Here is a 13394-nt window from a genome sequence, read left to right on the forward strand (position 1 = left end):
AATAGTATAGCATACCTCTTCCTTTTCGAACAACCTAATTGTATATCACATTTGTTTTAATGTGATATATCTTTTGGATATAAAAACAATTAATATATCACATTTGAAATTACTTTAAATAAAAAAACACATTGTGCTCTACAGCGCAATGTGTTTTTATTTTACAACTACAAGATGCGGTCCACCCTGTTCTCTTTCTTTAACTAACTCATTTTGTTGTTTTTCTTGTCTTTTCACATGACTAGCAATATTCAATAATATCCCCATCGCAAGTAGATTAGCTAACAAGGAACTTCCGCCGTAACTAACAAAAGGTAACGGTACCCCAGTAAGCGGTATTAATCCAGACATACCACCGACATTGATAAACGTTTGAACTCCAAACAAACTTGCAATTCCGATGGCTATTAAACTTCCAAATGGATCTGTACACTTTTGCGCCACTCTAAATGAACGAATGATAATTAACAATAAACAGATTAAAATGATAGCTACACCTATAAAGCCTAGTTCTTCAGATATAATCGCCATAATAAAATCCGTTTGGGGCTCTGGTAAGTATCCATACTTTTGCACACTATTCCCTAACCCTCTACCATTTAACCCACCTGAAGCAATTCCAATAAATGAATTTACCAATTGGAATCCATCATTTTGAGGATCGTTAAACGGATCCAGAAAAACTGAAAATCGCGCTTTTTGGTATGAACTCAATTTATAATTCCCAATAAAATACAACATTGGGACCCATACTACAGACGTTAATAAGAACCTTTTTATCCATAAATTAACACTAACTCCTGAACAAAGAAACATGATTCCTACCGTTCCCGCAATTAACATATCGGTACCTAAGTCATTTTGCTTTAAAATTAAAAACATGATTAAACCAATACCTAAAAGTACCGGTCCCGATCCTTTGAAAACAGACGTATTTGTTTCTTGCCTTTTCGCAAAAAAATGAGCCAATACGAGAATAACTGTTATCTTTACAAATTCCGCAGGCTGTATTCCAAATATCCATCCATTTGCACCATTTACTTTCTTAGTGAAAAAGGCTGCTGCCGCTAATAAGGCAACACTAGCACCGTAACTTCCCAATAAGAAAATTCGTTTTCTCCACACTTTATATGGGATAATAGCCATAATTATTAATACCATTGTCCCAGCAGCTAAAGTAAGTAATTGTCTTTTAAAAAAGAAATTTGCTGGTTTATCAAACCGCGAAATCGCAACAATGGAACTAGAACTATATACCATTATGACTCCCAGCACACATAAAATAACAAGAGGAAGTAATAATGAATAATCCATTGATTTCCATATTCTTTTCATTTCATTTCCTCTCTCTGTTTCAAATTAATTATTGTTGTATTCCATATGTATATACGTTCTTCCTGCTTTATTATACAAATAAAAAGCTCAAACTGTTTTAGTTTGAGCCCCCTTATTTGAACCCATTATTGTTGTTTGTTTGTAAATGCTTCATGAAGTGCAGATAACTCACGTTCGAGCTCTCCTAACATTGCTTTCCCTTGCTCTTCTGCAATAAGACCAAGGCGAACCGCAAAATCGACCTCGCGGGATAGTCCAAACATTTGTGTGTCTAAAACTTCTTCATATAATGGACATTGCGGCATTGTAAGATGGTCCATTTGCACCTTAATAAGTCTTAAAATCTTCTCTGCATCCGCTTGTAGAAGGGCTAGTGCCTTTTCCTGATGATTTGATACTGTCTCAGACGCCAAATTGATTCCCTCCGTTTCCGTCCTACTCTCTCATATCTATTAATATTAGCGATAGTTTTAATAAATTGCAATAGAAACATTTTTTGTGACAACAGTGTCTAATACTATTATACTGAAAAGTGGGAGTATAACACAAATGGGGGAACAACAATGAGCGAAATTTTATTTATTAATGGAAAAGTACGTTTTCCAATCACTATTGATCCAACTGTTTGGATTTTTGACGATCGAAAAGTAGATTTGACAACTTACTTTGATGAAACTAGAGAAAACACGTCTGAACTAGAAGCTTACTTAAAGAACACTTCAGAACATTGGGATCGTGAAATCCGTGATGGTGCTGCCTTCCCGCCAATACAACAAAGTGTAAAGAAATATAAAAAAGAACAGCTGATTACTGGGACATTTGGTATACCATTTCATCCATTTCTTGCTAACGCCGAAATTTTAGAGGACGCTATGCAAGTTGAAATTGAAACAGTAGATACTACCATTACACTACCATTAGAAACGGTCAACAAGGCCATTCTTGGTTTTTCAAAAGAAGGAAAACCATTAAAAGAGGACGGACCTGTACATCTATATTTCAATGATGGATCTAATAGACAAAATCCAATCCGTAACATCCGTAAATTCACAATTATTTAACGAGTATACTAAAAAAAGGAGTGAGCTGAAGCTCACTCCTTTTTATAATAAATCCGCTGCTAGTTGAGCTAAATTCGAGCGCTCCCCTTTAACAAACTTTACATGACCACTAATACGTTGCTCTTTAAATTTCTCGACAACGTATGTTAAACCGTTATTATATTCATCTAAATATGGATGATCGATTTGCTGAGGATCTCCCATTAATACAATCTTACTTTTCTCTCCTACTCTCGTTAATATCGTCTTCACTTCATGCTTCGTTAAATTTTGTGCCTCATCAATAATAATGAATTGGTCTGGAATACTTCTGCCACGTATATAAGTAAGAGCCTCTACTTCAATCGAACCCATTCCAGCTAAAATAGCATCTAATTCCCCTGGCTTTTTCGTATTAAATAAATACTCTAGATTATCAAAAATCGGCTGCATCCATGGTCTTAACTTTTCTTCTTTTTCTCCTGGTAAATAACCGATATCTTTTCCGACTGGAACAATTGGTCTTGCAACAAGTAATTTTTTATATAACCCTAAATCTTCCGTTTGCATTAATCCCGAAGCTAACGCAAGTAACGTTTTTCCTGTACCAGCTTTCCCCGTTAACGTTACAAGCGGAATATCTTCGCGAAGCAACAATTCTAATCCCATTATTTGCTGCACGTTTCGTGGTCGTATCCCCCACACTTGCTCATTGTGAAAAATAAGTTTCTTCACCTTCTTACCTAAGTGATCTACAATGCCAAGTGCAGAACTAGAACCCCCAAGTGCATCCTTCATTACCACAAACTGATTTGGATAAAAAGGATGATTTGCAATTTCAGATAAAGGTAATTCACCTTTTTCATAAAAATAATCCAATTGTTCTTTTGATATATACCCTTCTAAAAAACCTGAATATATATTATCTACTTCAATTACGCGATCACTTAAATAATCTTCAGCCTTCAATCCAATTGCATCAGCTTTTACCCTTACGAGCACGTCTTTACTTACTAAAATAACAGACTTCCCGTCCTCTTTTTCTTGTTCTTCTAAAGATAGATTTTTTGCTACTGCTAAAATTCGATTATCATTTGTTTTTTCTACAAAAATATCTTGTAGTTGAACAAATGAACGATGATTTAATTCAATACGAAATGTACCGCCGTTTTCTAGCGGAATACTTTCATGCAGCTTTCCTATTTCACGAAATTTATCTATTAACTTAGATACATAACGAGCATTTCGTCCTACTTCGTCCATATAACGTTTCTTCGAATCAACCTCTTCTAATACAACTGCCGGAATCACTACTTCATTGGTTTCAAATGAAAAAATAGATAAAGGATCCTGCAAAAGTACATTCGTATCTAACACATAAATTTTATCCAACCTGTTACCCCCTGACTCCACTTTTAAATTTGTAGAACAAGGGTTTCATCCATAAAATATGGACGAACCATTGTTATAATTATATGTACCGTATAAACGAGGTAGAATCGAAAATTATAGCAATTAAACCTTTTCTTTATTTTTTATTCATTTCTATTCAATATATTACTTTTAATTTTAATTATTAACGTTAAACCACAATAACTGATTCCAAAAGTTAATGAACAATTTTCTTATTCATCTCACTTATAATTCTTTTATCCCTACCAACACTTGGTTATCCAGTTTTTTTGCTGCCCGAAGATCGTATGTTTTTTCATATTTTGGTTCAATTGCAAGTTTTGCTCCATAAAACATAACATCACGTACTTCTTGCACACTTACTTCTATTACAGCTAATTTTAGAGGAATGCCTTCCATTCTATCTGTCAAAATTTCACCTGCACCACTTATGGAAAATACGGATCCATTCGCCATTATAGTCAATACCACTCCCGGATTGCGCCTTATATTTTCCACAATACGTGAACGTTGATCTACCGCAAATCGAATACTAGTTTCACTCACTGCATACACCCAAGAAATAGCACTTACGTTAGGAACTTGTTTTTCGAAATCTGTTGTTGCTACCATAACAATACATTCTTTACGGAACGTTTGTACTAAATCATCTGTTAATGTAGGCTCTACTACATTCGCCATATTTCCACCTCCAAATATACTTAATATATCCTTATCATAACTTATTTTTCGAATTGCGAAAATATTATTTTTTCCTCCTATTATTCAAAAACATCATACTTCCATGATATACTTATACCGATAGAATTCGTATTGAGGTGACGAAATGAGAGTCAAATGTATGATCTGTGATAAAAAAGATATGTTAGATGACGAAAATCCTACGGCAAAAAAACTGCGTAATCGCCCTATTCATACATATATGTGCATGGAATGTTCGGAACGAATTGCAGAGCGTACGATGGAACGTCATGCAAGTGGTAATTTCCGATTATACCGTGATAAAAAAGTTGAAGACGATTGGTAAAATATAAATAAGTCCTTAATCATATCGATAAGGACTTATTTATATTTTTCAGGTTCACGATTCATCTGATCCAAAAAACAATCAATAGCTTCTAATGGAAATCTCACAGATTTTCTTTCCCCATCAATTTCATATGTAATCAAATACATTTCCTCATTCTTTTTAACTTCCACATCCCTTAATTTATGTTCTTCATATATCATATTTTGAAATAACAAATACGTTTCTTTCGCAGCACTATCATCGGGGCGTGCTTCCGCAACTGTTTTAATCGTTAACCAATTATATAGTGCATCTTGTACTGAACGCATGTCATTAATTCCCCCTCATCCTACTTTTTCTTGTTTTGCTTGACGTAAGCGCAATCTATAAATTCCTAGTACAATTGCTGCTACAACAAGCCCCTCCCCAACAGGTAAAAATACAGCAAAAAAGGTTAACACTGTACACCCAATTGCTAAAGAAATATATATCACGATATTTTTTAGTACAGATAATTTTCTAGCAAATCCTAAATTATAAACGAGAGCACTTAATATAATAATCGTTCCATAAAGTAACCACATTCCTAACTCTGGATTTTCATCCACCTTACATAATTTAGCAAAAAAAGACATCCTTTCTAACACACTCTTCCCCCCTAGCTATAAAAACAAGTTTTCTTTATACACTTAATACAAGAGTAACTCGCAAAAAAAATACTGTCCACAAAAAAGAATAAATATTCTAAAAATAAATAAAACAAAAAACAACTACCTTTTGGAAAGGTAGTTGTTTTTTGTTTTTACGCTTCTACAGATTTCTTTTTCTTAGCAGCTCTTTCGCGCTCGCTCTTATCAAGAATCTTTTTACGTAGACGAATTGATTCCGGAGTCACTTCACAGAACTCGTCATCGTTTAAGTACTCTAATGACTCTTCTAAAGTCATTAAGCGTGGTTTTTTCATTGTTGAAGTTTGGTCTTTCGTTGCAGAACGAATGTTAGTTTGTTGTTTCATTTTTACAACGTTAACTGTTAAATCATTTTCACGTGTATGTTCTCCAACAATCATACCAGCATATACTTCTGTACCTGGTTCAACGAAGATTACACCGCGATCTTCAACTTGCATAATACCGTATTGTGATGCTTTTCCTGTTTCAAGTGAAACTAGAACACCTTGACGACGTCCACCTACTTGTCCAGCGTGTACTGGTTGGTAGCAATCGAATGTATGGTTTAAAATACCGTAACCACGAGTTAATGTTAAGAATTCTGTTGTGTAACCAATTAAACCACGTGCTGGAACCATGAAAGTAAGGCGAACTTGACCGTTTCCGTTATTCACCATATCTAACATTTCACCTTTACGTGCACCCATTGATTCCATAATAGAACCAGTGTATTCTTCAGGCACATCGATTTGTACGCGCTCTACAGGTTCACATCTTACGCCATCAACATCTTTAATAATTACTTCAGGCTTAGATACTTGTAGTTCATAACCTTCACGACGCATGTTTTCAATTAGGATAGATAAATGTAACTCACCACGTCCAGATACGATCCACGCATCAGGAGAATCTGTATTATCTACACGTAAACTTACATCTGTTTCTAATTGTGAACGAAGACGCTCTTCAATTTTACGAGATGTAATGTATTTACCTTCACGACCTGCAAATGGGCTGTTATTTACAAGGAATGTCATTTGTAGTGTTGGCTCATCAATACGTAATAATGGTAAAGCCTCTTCATGCTCAACTGGGCATACTGTTTCACCAACGTTAATGTCTTCCATACCTGAAACAGCTACTAAATCTCCAGCTTTTGCTTCTTCAATTTCTTGACGTTTTAATCCAATGTAACCAAATAATTTCGTTACACGGAATTGTTTTACACTTCCGTCAACCTTCATTAATGCAACTTGTTGTCCTACTTTCATAGTACCGCGGAATACGCGTCCAACTCCGATACGACCAACGTAGTCATTGTAATCAAGAAGTGCTACTTGGAATTGAAGTGGCTCTTCACTGTTATCAACTGGTGCTGGAATATGTTCAATAATTGTGTCAAACAATGATTTCATATTCTCTTCTTGATTTGCTGGATTTGAATCTAAGCTTGCTGTTCCGTTCATTGCTGATGCAAATACAACTGGGAACTCTAATTGATCTTCGTTTGCACCAAGCTCGATGAATAAGTCAACAACTTCATCAACCACTTCGTCAGGGCGAGCAAAGTCACGGTCAATTTTGTTTACAACTACGATTGGTGTTAAGTTTTGCTCAAGAGCTTTCTTTAAAACAAATCGTGTTTGTGGCATACAACCTTCATATGCATCAACAACAAGTAGAACACCATCAACCATTTTCATGATACGTTCTACTTCTCCACCGAAGTCCGCATGACCAGGTGTATCTAAAATGTTAATTCTTTTATCTTCATAGTGAATCGCAGTATTTTTTGCTAAAATTGTAATACCGCGTTCTCTTTCTAGATCATTTGAGTCCATTGCGCGTTCTTCAATATGTTCATTCGCACGGAACGTCCCCGCTTGACGTAATAACTGGTCAACAAGTGTTGTTTTACCATGGTCAACGTGGGCAATAATTGCTATATTTCGTAAATCTTGTCGTTTTTTCAACATGTCCAACTCCTAATGTCTTTTTAATCCTTCTCTATTATAAGAGCGAAGGGGATACAATGGCAATCAAAATAAAATCAAGAATGAAAATATAGTTGTATTCTTACTTTTGTGAAAGTAAAATGAGATTGGAGGGTGAAGAAATGGAACACATTCAATATCGCTTTTTATTAACTGCAATTATCGGTGTTATTTTCTTAATCGGTATCGGCATTATGGTTGCTGAAAATAGTCCCATTGGTATTATTATTTGCATTATCGGCACATTTGTTACAGTTGGATATGGTTTTGTAACAAAAAGAAAAATGCGTAAATCGCAATAATGTTAAAAAGTAAGAAGCTTGTATATAGCCTCTTACTTTTTTTGTTACTGCGATATAAATGATAATACTTCCTCATATACTCCCGGTTTTGCAACTAATACACTGCTTTTCTCTATAATAGACAGCGGAGATCCGGAGAATGTTGTCACTTTTCCTCCAACTTCCTCAACTATGATCTGCCCCCCCCCAAAATCCCATGGTGATAATCTCGGCGTTACATATGCATCTATTCTTCCCGTTGCAACGTATACCATTTCTAATGCTGCACAGCCATATGATCTCGTACCCCTTGCTTTCTTAACAAGAGCCATCATACTTTCCATATTAAGCAATGGATTGTCGGTAAGCCATATCGCATTTAAAGCTATAATACCATTCTCTACTGTTCCTTTTTCCAATAGAGGAATTGGCGTATCATTACAAAACGCTCCAACTCCCTTTACTGCATGATATAATTCATCATGAACAGGATCATAAATAAGACCAATTTTTCCGATACCGTTCTCATAAATTCCAATTGAAATTGCGAAATTTCTTTTTTGATGTACAAAATTCATTGTACCATCAATTGGATCAATTAACCAAACAACCCCGTCAGAAGAAGTTATCTCATCTCCATAGCCTTCTTCTCCTAAAATATTATGGGTTGGGAATGTTTCTTTAATTTTCCCAATTAAATACTGTTCTATTTCCCGGTCCATGTTTGTTACTAAATCAGCTGCATTTGATTTCGTTTCTATAATAAGTGCTTGTTTCAGTGATGCCATTAAACGCTCTCCTGCATCTCGAATCCACCGTTTGGCGTGTGCATCGATATCTTTCCATACCTCTTGCATGTTTAAACACTCCGATCTATACTGTTCACAGAAAAAACGAACCCTTTATAAGGTTCGCACCAACTAATTTTTTATACATATACTATTATTACGCTTCTAAACGAATCATTTCAAGTCTCAACACTTCTAATTTTTGTACGCACTCTTCTTTTTTCTGTTTGTCATCCTCCATCATTGCATCATATAAAGTTGCTAATTCATAATCTAACTCCAAACGTAGCACCGGTATTCTCTTTTCAGCATCTGTTCTCTTTAACGCATTAATCACCTGTCTCATATTATTTGCCTCCTCCCAATATTCGTCTGCCCTCGGACTAGAATTAATTCAATTTTCTGATTTTTTGTTTTATACTATACTATGTTGGATAAATCATCTATGCAACAAAATTATATTTTTTTATTTAAATTTTTTTGTGCTGTTTTTTTTATGAATAGTACAAGCTATGCTAAAATAAAAACAAAATAGGAGTTGGAGGAACAATCATGACACTACAAACATTCAAATCAACTGATTTTGATGTCTTTACAGTTGATGGTCTCGAAGAACGAATGAGTGCAATTAAAACGAACATTCATCCTAAGCTAGAAGCTTTAGGGGAACAGTTTGCAGAGTATTTATCCAAACAAACTGATGAGAACTTTTTTTATCATGTTGCAAAACATGCACGCCGCAAAGTCAATCCACCAAACGATACTTGGGTTGCTTTTTCAACAAATAAACGAGGATATAAAATGCTACCACATTTTCAAATTGGTTTATGGGGTACTCACGCCTTCATATACTTTGGTTTAATCTATGAGTGTCCACAAAAAGTGGAGACGGCTCACGCCTTCTTAGAACATTTAAATGATTTAAAAACAAATATTCCAAATGACTTCGTTTGGTCCATTGACCATACTAAACCAAGTGTAAAATTGCATAAAACGCTTGAAACAGAAGACTTACAAAAGATGATTGAACGTTTAGCTACTGTGAAAAAAGCAGAACTATTAGTTGGTATTCATATATCACCAGAGGAGTTTTCAGCAATGACCAACGAACAATTCCTTGCTAAGATTGAATCTACGATGCAATCACTCCTTCCTTTATATGCACTTTGTAATCGATAGTAGAAAACGGACAATTTATATTGTCCGTTTTTAGTTGTTATCACATTATATCACTTCAGTTTTTATTTTTCAAAATATTTTTACATTTTTACAAGCTTTTGTTCTTCGACTTCTTTCGCCCTTTGAATAGTACGATATATAGAATATCCACTTACTTCTTGAAACTCTTTATCAATTTTCTTTTCTTCTGCTTTTGATGGAACAATCTCTTTAAAACGACGATATAATCCCATTAATTCTTCTCTTCTAATTCCTTTTTCATATGCCTTCTCAATTGCTTCATAAAACTTCACAATGGCAACCATTTCTTCATTTGACCAATCGTAATCTAACGGATATTGATATTCCATTTTGCACCTCATTTATCATTTCTACGTGTTTCATTATGCTATCTTAAAGAGAATTTTTTATTCTTCATTATAGCCACTCTGCATTATACACTATTTATTCATTTTAATGGAATTGTCTTCCTCTATGAGTTGACTTGGAAATAACTATTACACATACTCACCATAAAAATATTTTTTTATATACATCTATAATTATTGGTGATATAATGCTTTTGTTTTATAGAAAATAAAGTGTGACTACCATCCAAAAGGATTTTGTGAATGGCAGGAAAACAAGTCTCGTTTTAAAAGTTAATTACCTTACTTTCCTTTTAGAATGAGATGAAATCATATAAAACAAATTCTAATAAATATTACAAAAAAGAAGGGGTGTATAGATTGTCCCAATACGAAACACCATTGTTTACCGCTTTAGTTGAGCACAGTAAGCGAAATCCAATCCAATTCCATATTCCTGGTCATAAAAAAGGACAGGGCATGGATCCTGAATTTCGCGAATTTATTGGGCATAACGCATTAGCAATTGATTTAATTAATATTGCGCCACTCGATGATCTACATCATCCAAAGGGTATGATTAAAGAAGCACAGGATTTAGCTGCTGCTGCATTTGGTGCAGATCATACTTTCTTTTCTATTCAAGGTACAAGTGGCGCTATTATGACAATGGTGATGAGCGTTTGCGGTCCTGGCGACAAAATCCTAGTACCACGAAACGTGCATAAATCAGTAATGTCAGCTATTATTTTCTCAGGTGCAAAACCTATTTTCATGCATCCTGAAATCGACCCAAAACTTGGTATTTCTCATGGAATTACAATTCAATCTGTCAAAAAAGCACTTGAAGAACACTCAGATGCCAAAGGCTTACTTGTTATTAATCCAACCTACTTTGGCTTTGCTGCAGACTTAGAACAGATTGTACAATTAGCACATTCGTACGATATCCCTGTACTAGTCGATGAGGCTCATGGTGTTCATATTCATTTTCACGATGAATTACCGATGTCAGCGATGCAAGCTGGTGCAGATATGGCAGCAACAAGTGTTCACAAATTAGGAGGCTCTTTAACTCAAAGTTCTATTCTTAATGTGAAAGAAGGTCTTGTGAACGTAAAACATGTTCAATCTATTATTAGCATGCTTACGACTACATCAACTTCTTACATCTTATTAGCATCTCTTGATGTAGCAAGAAAACGTCTTGCTACAGAAGGAACAGCGCTCATAGAACAAACAATACAATTAGCTGAACATGTTCGTGATGCTATAAATGCTATTGAGCACCTTTACTGTCCTGGAAAAGAAATGTTAGGTACAGACGCTACTTTTAACTATGATCCTACAAAGATAATTGTGTCTGTGAAAGATTTAGGTATTACCGGCCATCAGGCTGAAGTATGGCTTAGAGAGCAATATAACATTGAAGTAGAACTCTCCGATTTATACAACATACTATGTCTTATCACTTTTGGAGATACAGAAAGCGATACAAATACGCTTATTGCAGCATTACAAGATTTAGCGGAAACATTTAGAAATAGGGCAGATAAAGGTGTTCAAGTACAAGTAGAAATTCCAGAAATACCGGTGCTAGCACTTTCTCCACGAGATGCTTTTTATTCAGAAACAGAAGTCATTCCATTTGAAAATGCGGCAGGTCGTATTATAGCTGATTTTGTTATGGTTTATCCACCAGGGATTCCAATCTTTACTCCGGGGGAAATTATTACACAAGATAACTTAGAGTATATTCGTAAAAATTTAGAAGCAGGTTTACCTGTACAAGGTCCTGAAGATATGACATTACAAACATTACGTGTTATTAAAGAGTACAAGCCTATCAGTTGATAGGCTTTTCTTTCACCTTTTTTCCCTTTCTTCATACGCTACTAAAGAATGTAACGTATAGGTGGGGATACCATTATGATTGTAATAGGTCGTTCTATTGTACACCCTTATATCACAAATGAATATGAGCCATTTGCAGCTGAGAAGCAACAAATTTTATCCATAATGGCAGGAAATCAAGAAGTTTATTCCTTCCGAACTGCTGACGAACTCAGCTTTGATTTAAATTTGCGAGTTAATATTATTATTTCTGCATTGGAACTTTTTCAAAGTGGATTTCAGTTTCGTACGTTTCAACAATCCTTTTGCAACCCCCAGTTTTGGAAAAGAACATCTCTCGGAGGATTCCAACTACTTCCAAATATACCACCTTCTATTGCCATACAAGATATTTTCAAAAACGGGAAACTATATGGGACTGAATGCGCAACCGCTATGATAATTATTTTTTACAAAGCTTTACTATCATTGTATGAGGAAGAAACCTTCAATCACCTCTTTGCAAATCTTTTACTTTATACTTGGGACTACGATCAAGATTTAAAACTCATAACAAAAACAGGTGGCGACCTTGTTCCTGGCGATCTCGTTTACTTTAAAAATCCACAAGTGAATCCAGCTACGATTGAGTGGCAAGGAGAAAACACAATCTATCTAGGAAATTTCTTTTTTTACGGACATGGCGTAGGTGTAAAAACAAAAGAAGAAATTATCTACTCATTAAATGAACGACGCGTCCCTTACGCTTTTATTTCAGCTTTTTTGACCGATACTATTACTCGTATTGATAGCCGTATAATGAGCCACTACGCCTCTCCAAACACACCACAAACAGCCATAGGGTTTATTCCGATTAGAGATGATGCAATCGTTGCTACAGTTGGCCATACAACTACAATTTATTAAAAAAAGCGCCTACACATGTAGGCGCTTTTTTTAATAATTAAGCTTTTGTATGTTCTTTATGGTCACATTCGCAATGAGATCCACATTTCCCATATAATACTGTTGATTTTTCATCTTCAAAATGTGCGATTGTTCCTTCACATACTTGGCATACGATTGTTCCCATTTTTCATTTCCCCCTGATTTTTAATAGTAATCTACTTATTTATTATTAAGCTTTCGCATTATCTCTATTAGCACAATCACAATTTGTACTACATTTTCCGTAAAGTACTGTCGTTTTCTCATCTTCAAAATGTGCGATTGTTCCTTCGCATACTTGACATACGATTGTTCCCATTTTTCATTTCCCCCTAAGTTTATGGTCCTAAAAACTTTCAGTTGTCCATGTCCTATCAATTATTGGGCCTTTGTATGCTCTGTGTGATCACACCCGCAAGATCCACATTTCCCGTAAAGTACCGTTACTTTCTCATCCTCGAAGTGTGCAATTGTACCTTCACAATCTTGACATACGATTGTTCCCATTTTTCATTTCCCCCTAAGTTTATAATCCCAAAAACTTTTGTAACCGCTT

The 13394-nt window shown here is 35.1% G+C and carries 19 protein-coding genes; 6 read left to right on the top strand and 13 right to left on the bottom strand.

What is annotated here, in order from left to right; all coding sequences use genetic code 11:
• Nucleotides 1-156: 156 nt before the first annotated feature.
• Nucleotides 157-1335, bottom strand: a complete 1179-nt coding sequence (locus tag JDS95_RS04195) for an FtsW/RodA/SpoVE family cell cycle protein (protein ID WP_000822961.1) — start codon at nucleotides 1333-1335, stop codon at nucleotides 157-159.
• A gap of 125 nt (nucleotides 1336-1460) precedes the next feature.
• Complete coding sequence (locus tag JDS95_RS04200; RefSeq protein WP_000135695.1) at nucleotides 1461-1748, bottom strand: Fpa/YlaN family protein; 288 nt, start codon at nucleotides 1746-1748, stop codon at nucleotides 1461-1463.
• Nucleotides 1749-1898: 150 nt separating this feature from the next.
• Between JDS95_RS04200 and JDS95_RS04205 the strand changes: the two genes are divergently transcribed.
• Complete coding sequence (locus JDS95_RS04205) at nucleotides 1899-2396, top strand: hypothetical protein (protein ID WP_001289791.1); 498 nt, start codon at nucleotides 1899-1901, stop codon at nucleotides 2394-2396.
• 42 nt (nucleotides 2397-2438) lie between these two features.
• Here the strand turns inward: JDS95_RS04205 and JDS95_RS04210 are convergent, their stop codons facing one another.
• Both JDS95_RS04210 and JDS95_RS04215 read right to left on the bottom strand, forming a co-directional pair.
• A complete protein-coding gene (locus JDS95_RS04210) occupies nucleotides 2439-3767 on the bottom strand; it encodes a PhoH family protein (RefSeq protein WP_000358079.1) in 1329 nt (442 codons plus the stop codon).
• Between the two features lie 246 nt (nucleotides 3768-4013).
• The gene (locus tag JDS95_RS04215) at nucleotides 4014-4469 is read right to left on the bottom strand and encodes a pyridoxamine 5'-phosphate oxidase family protein (RefSeq protein WP_000024575.1); all 456 of its coding nucleotides are present in this window, start codon (nucleotides 4467-4469) and stop codon (nucleotides 4014-4016) included.
• 145 nt (nucleotides 4470-4614) lie between these two features.
• Between JDS95_RS04215 and JDS95_RS04220 the strand changes: the two genes are divergently transcribed.
• The gene (locus JDS95_RS04220; protein ID WP_002093346.1) at nucleotides 4615-4815 is read left to right on the top strand and encodes a YlaI family protein; all 201 of its coding nucleotides are present in this window, start codon (nucleotides 4615-4617) and stop codon (nucleotides 4813-4815) included.
• A gap of 35 nt (nucleotides 4816-4850) precedes the next feature.
• Here JDS95_RS04220 and JDS95_RS04225 read toward each other — a convergent pair whose 3' ends face one another.
• The 3 genes from JDS95_RS04225 to typA form a co-directional block, all read right to left on the bottom strand.
• Nucleotides 4851-5126, bottom strand: coding sequence for a hypothetical protein (locus tag JDS95_RS04225; RefSeq protein ID WP_001258146.1), 276 nt, complete (start codon nucleotides 5124-5126; stop codon nucleotides 4851-4853).
• Between the two features lie 15 nt (nucleotides 5127-5141).
• Nucleotides 5142-5444 carry a YlaH-like family protein gene (locus JDS95_RS04230; protein ID WP_000893661.1) on the bottom strand — a complete coding sequence of 101 codons (303 nt, stop codon included), beginning with the start codon at nucleotides 5442-5444 and terminating at the stop codon, nucleotides 5142-5144.
• A gap of 155 nt (nucleotides 5445-5599) precedes the next feature.
• Nucleotides 5600-7444: a translational GTPase TypA gene (gene typA / locus JDS95_RS04235; RefSeq protein WP_000914753.1), complete on the bottom strand. Its 1845-nt coding sequence runs from the start codon at nucleotides 7442-7444 to the stop codon at nucleotides 5600-5602.
• A gap of 140 nt (nucleotides 7445-7584) precedes the next feature.
• Between typA and JDS95_RS04240 the strand changes: the two genes are divergently transcribed.
• Entirely contained in the window at nucleotides 7585-7764 is a 180-nt protein-coding gene (locus tag JDS95_RS04240) for a DUF5325 family protein (RefSeq protein WP_000400129.1), read from the top strand.
• A 44-nt stretch (nucleotides 7765-7808) separates the two neighbouring features.
• On the opposite strand, the gene JDS95_RS04245 is transcribed toward JDS95_RS04240, so the two are convergent.
• Both JDS95_RS04245 and JDS95_RS04250 read right to left on the bottom strand, forming a co-directional pair.
• Nucleotides 7809-8600, bottom strand: coding sequence for an inositol monophosphatase family protein (locus tag JDS95_RS04245; protein ID WP_001158713.1), 792 nt, complete (start codon nucleotides 8598-8600; stop codon nucleotides 7809-7811).
• Between the two features lie 88 nt (nucleotides 8601-8688).
• On the bottom strand, nucleotides 8689-8877 hold the full coding sequence (locus JDS95_RS04250) for a hypothetical protein (RefSeq protein ID WP_001250164.1): 189 nt from the start codon (nucleotides 8875-8877) through the stop codon (nucleotides 8689-8691).
• 206 nt (nucleotides 8878-9083) lie between these two features.
• Here JDS95_RS04250 and JDS95_RS04255 point away from each other — a divergent pair, with 206 nt between their 5' ends.
• Complete coding sequence (locus JDS95_RS04255) at nucleotides 9084-9710, top strand: YktB family protein (protein ID WP_000175079.1); 627 nt, start codon at nucleotides 9084-9086, stop codon at nucleotides 9708-9710.
• An 80-nt stretch (nucleotides 9711-9790) separates the two neighbouring features.
• Here JDS95_RS04255 and JDS95_RS04260 read toward each other — a convergent pair whose 3' ends face one another.
• On the bottom strand, nucleotides 9791-10060 hold the full coding sequence (locus JDS95_RS04260) for a UPF0223 family protein (RefSeq protein ID WP_000456544.1): 270 nt from the start codon (nucleotides 10058-10060) through the stop codon (nucleotides 9791-9793).
• A gap of 378 nt (nucleotides 10061-10438) precedes the next feature.
• Here JDS95_RS04260 and speA point away from each other — a divergent pair, with 378 nt between their 5' ends.
• Both speA and JDS95_RS04270 read left to right on the top strand, forming a co-directional pair.
• On the top strand, nucleotides 10439-11911 hold the full coding sequence (gene speA, locus JDS95_RS04265; protein WP_000084886.1) for an arginine decarboxylase: 1473 nt from the start codon (nucleotides 10439-10441) through the stop codon (nucleotides 11909-11911).
• 75 nt (nucleotides 11912-11986) lie between these two features.
• Complete coding sequence (locus tag JDS95_RS04270) at nucleotides 11987-12817, top strand: protein-glutamine gamma-glutamyltransferase (protein ID WP_085450629.1); 831 nt, start codon at nucleotides 11987-11989, stop codon at nucleotides 12815-12817.
• Between the two features lie 37 nt (nucleotides 12818-12854).
• Here JDS95_RS04270 and JDS95_RS04275 read toward each other — a convergent pair whose 3' ends face one another.
• The 3 genes from JDS95_RS04275 to JDS95_RS04285 are packed head-to-tail and all read right to left on the bottom strand — an operon-like array spanning nucleotide 12855 to nucleotide 13345.
• Entirely contained in the window at nucleotides 12855-12983 is a 129-nt protein-coding gene (locus JDS95_RS04275; RefSeq protein ID WP_000536785.1) for a GapA-binding peptide SR1P, read from the bottom strand.
• A 45-nt stretch (nucleotides 12984-13028) separates the two neighbouring features.
• Entirely contained in the window at nucleotides 13029-13157 is a 129-nt protein-coding gene (locus JDS95_RS04280) for a GapA-binding peptide SR1P (protein ID WP_000536790.1), read from the bottom strand.
• Between the two features lie 59 nt (nucleotides 13158-13216).
• The gene (locus JDS95_RS04285; RefSeq protein WP_000536778.1) at nucleotides 13217-13345 is read right to left on the bottom strand and encodes a GapA-binding peptide SR1P; all 129 of its coding nucleotides are present in this window, start codon (nucleotides 13343-13345) and stop codon (nucleotides 13217-13219) included.
• Between the last annotated feature and the right edge of the window lie 49 nt (nucleotides 13346-13394).

The organism is Bacillus cereus group sp. N24 (genome assembly GCF_016483345.1).
GTDB classification, from domain to species: Bacteria; Bacillota; Bacilli; order Bacillales; family Bacillaceae_G; genus Bacillus_A; species Bacillus_A toyonensis.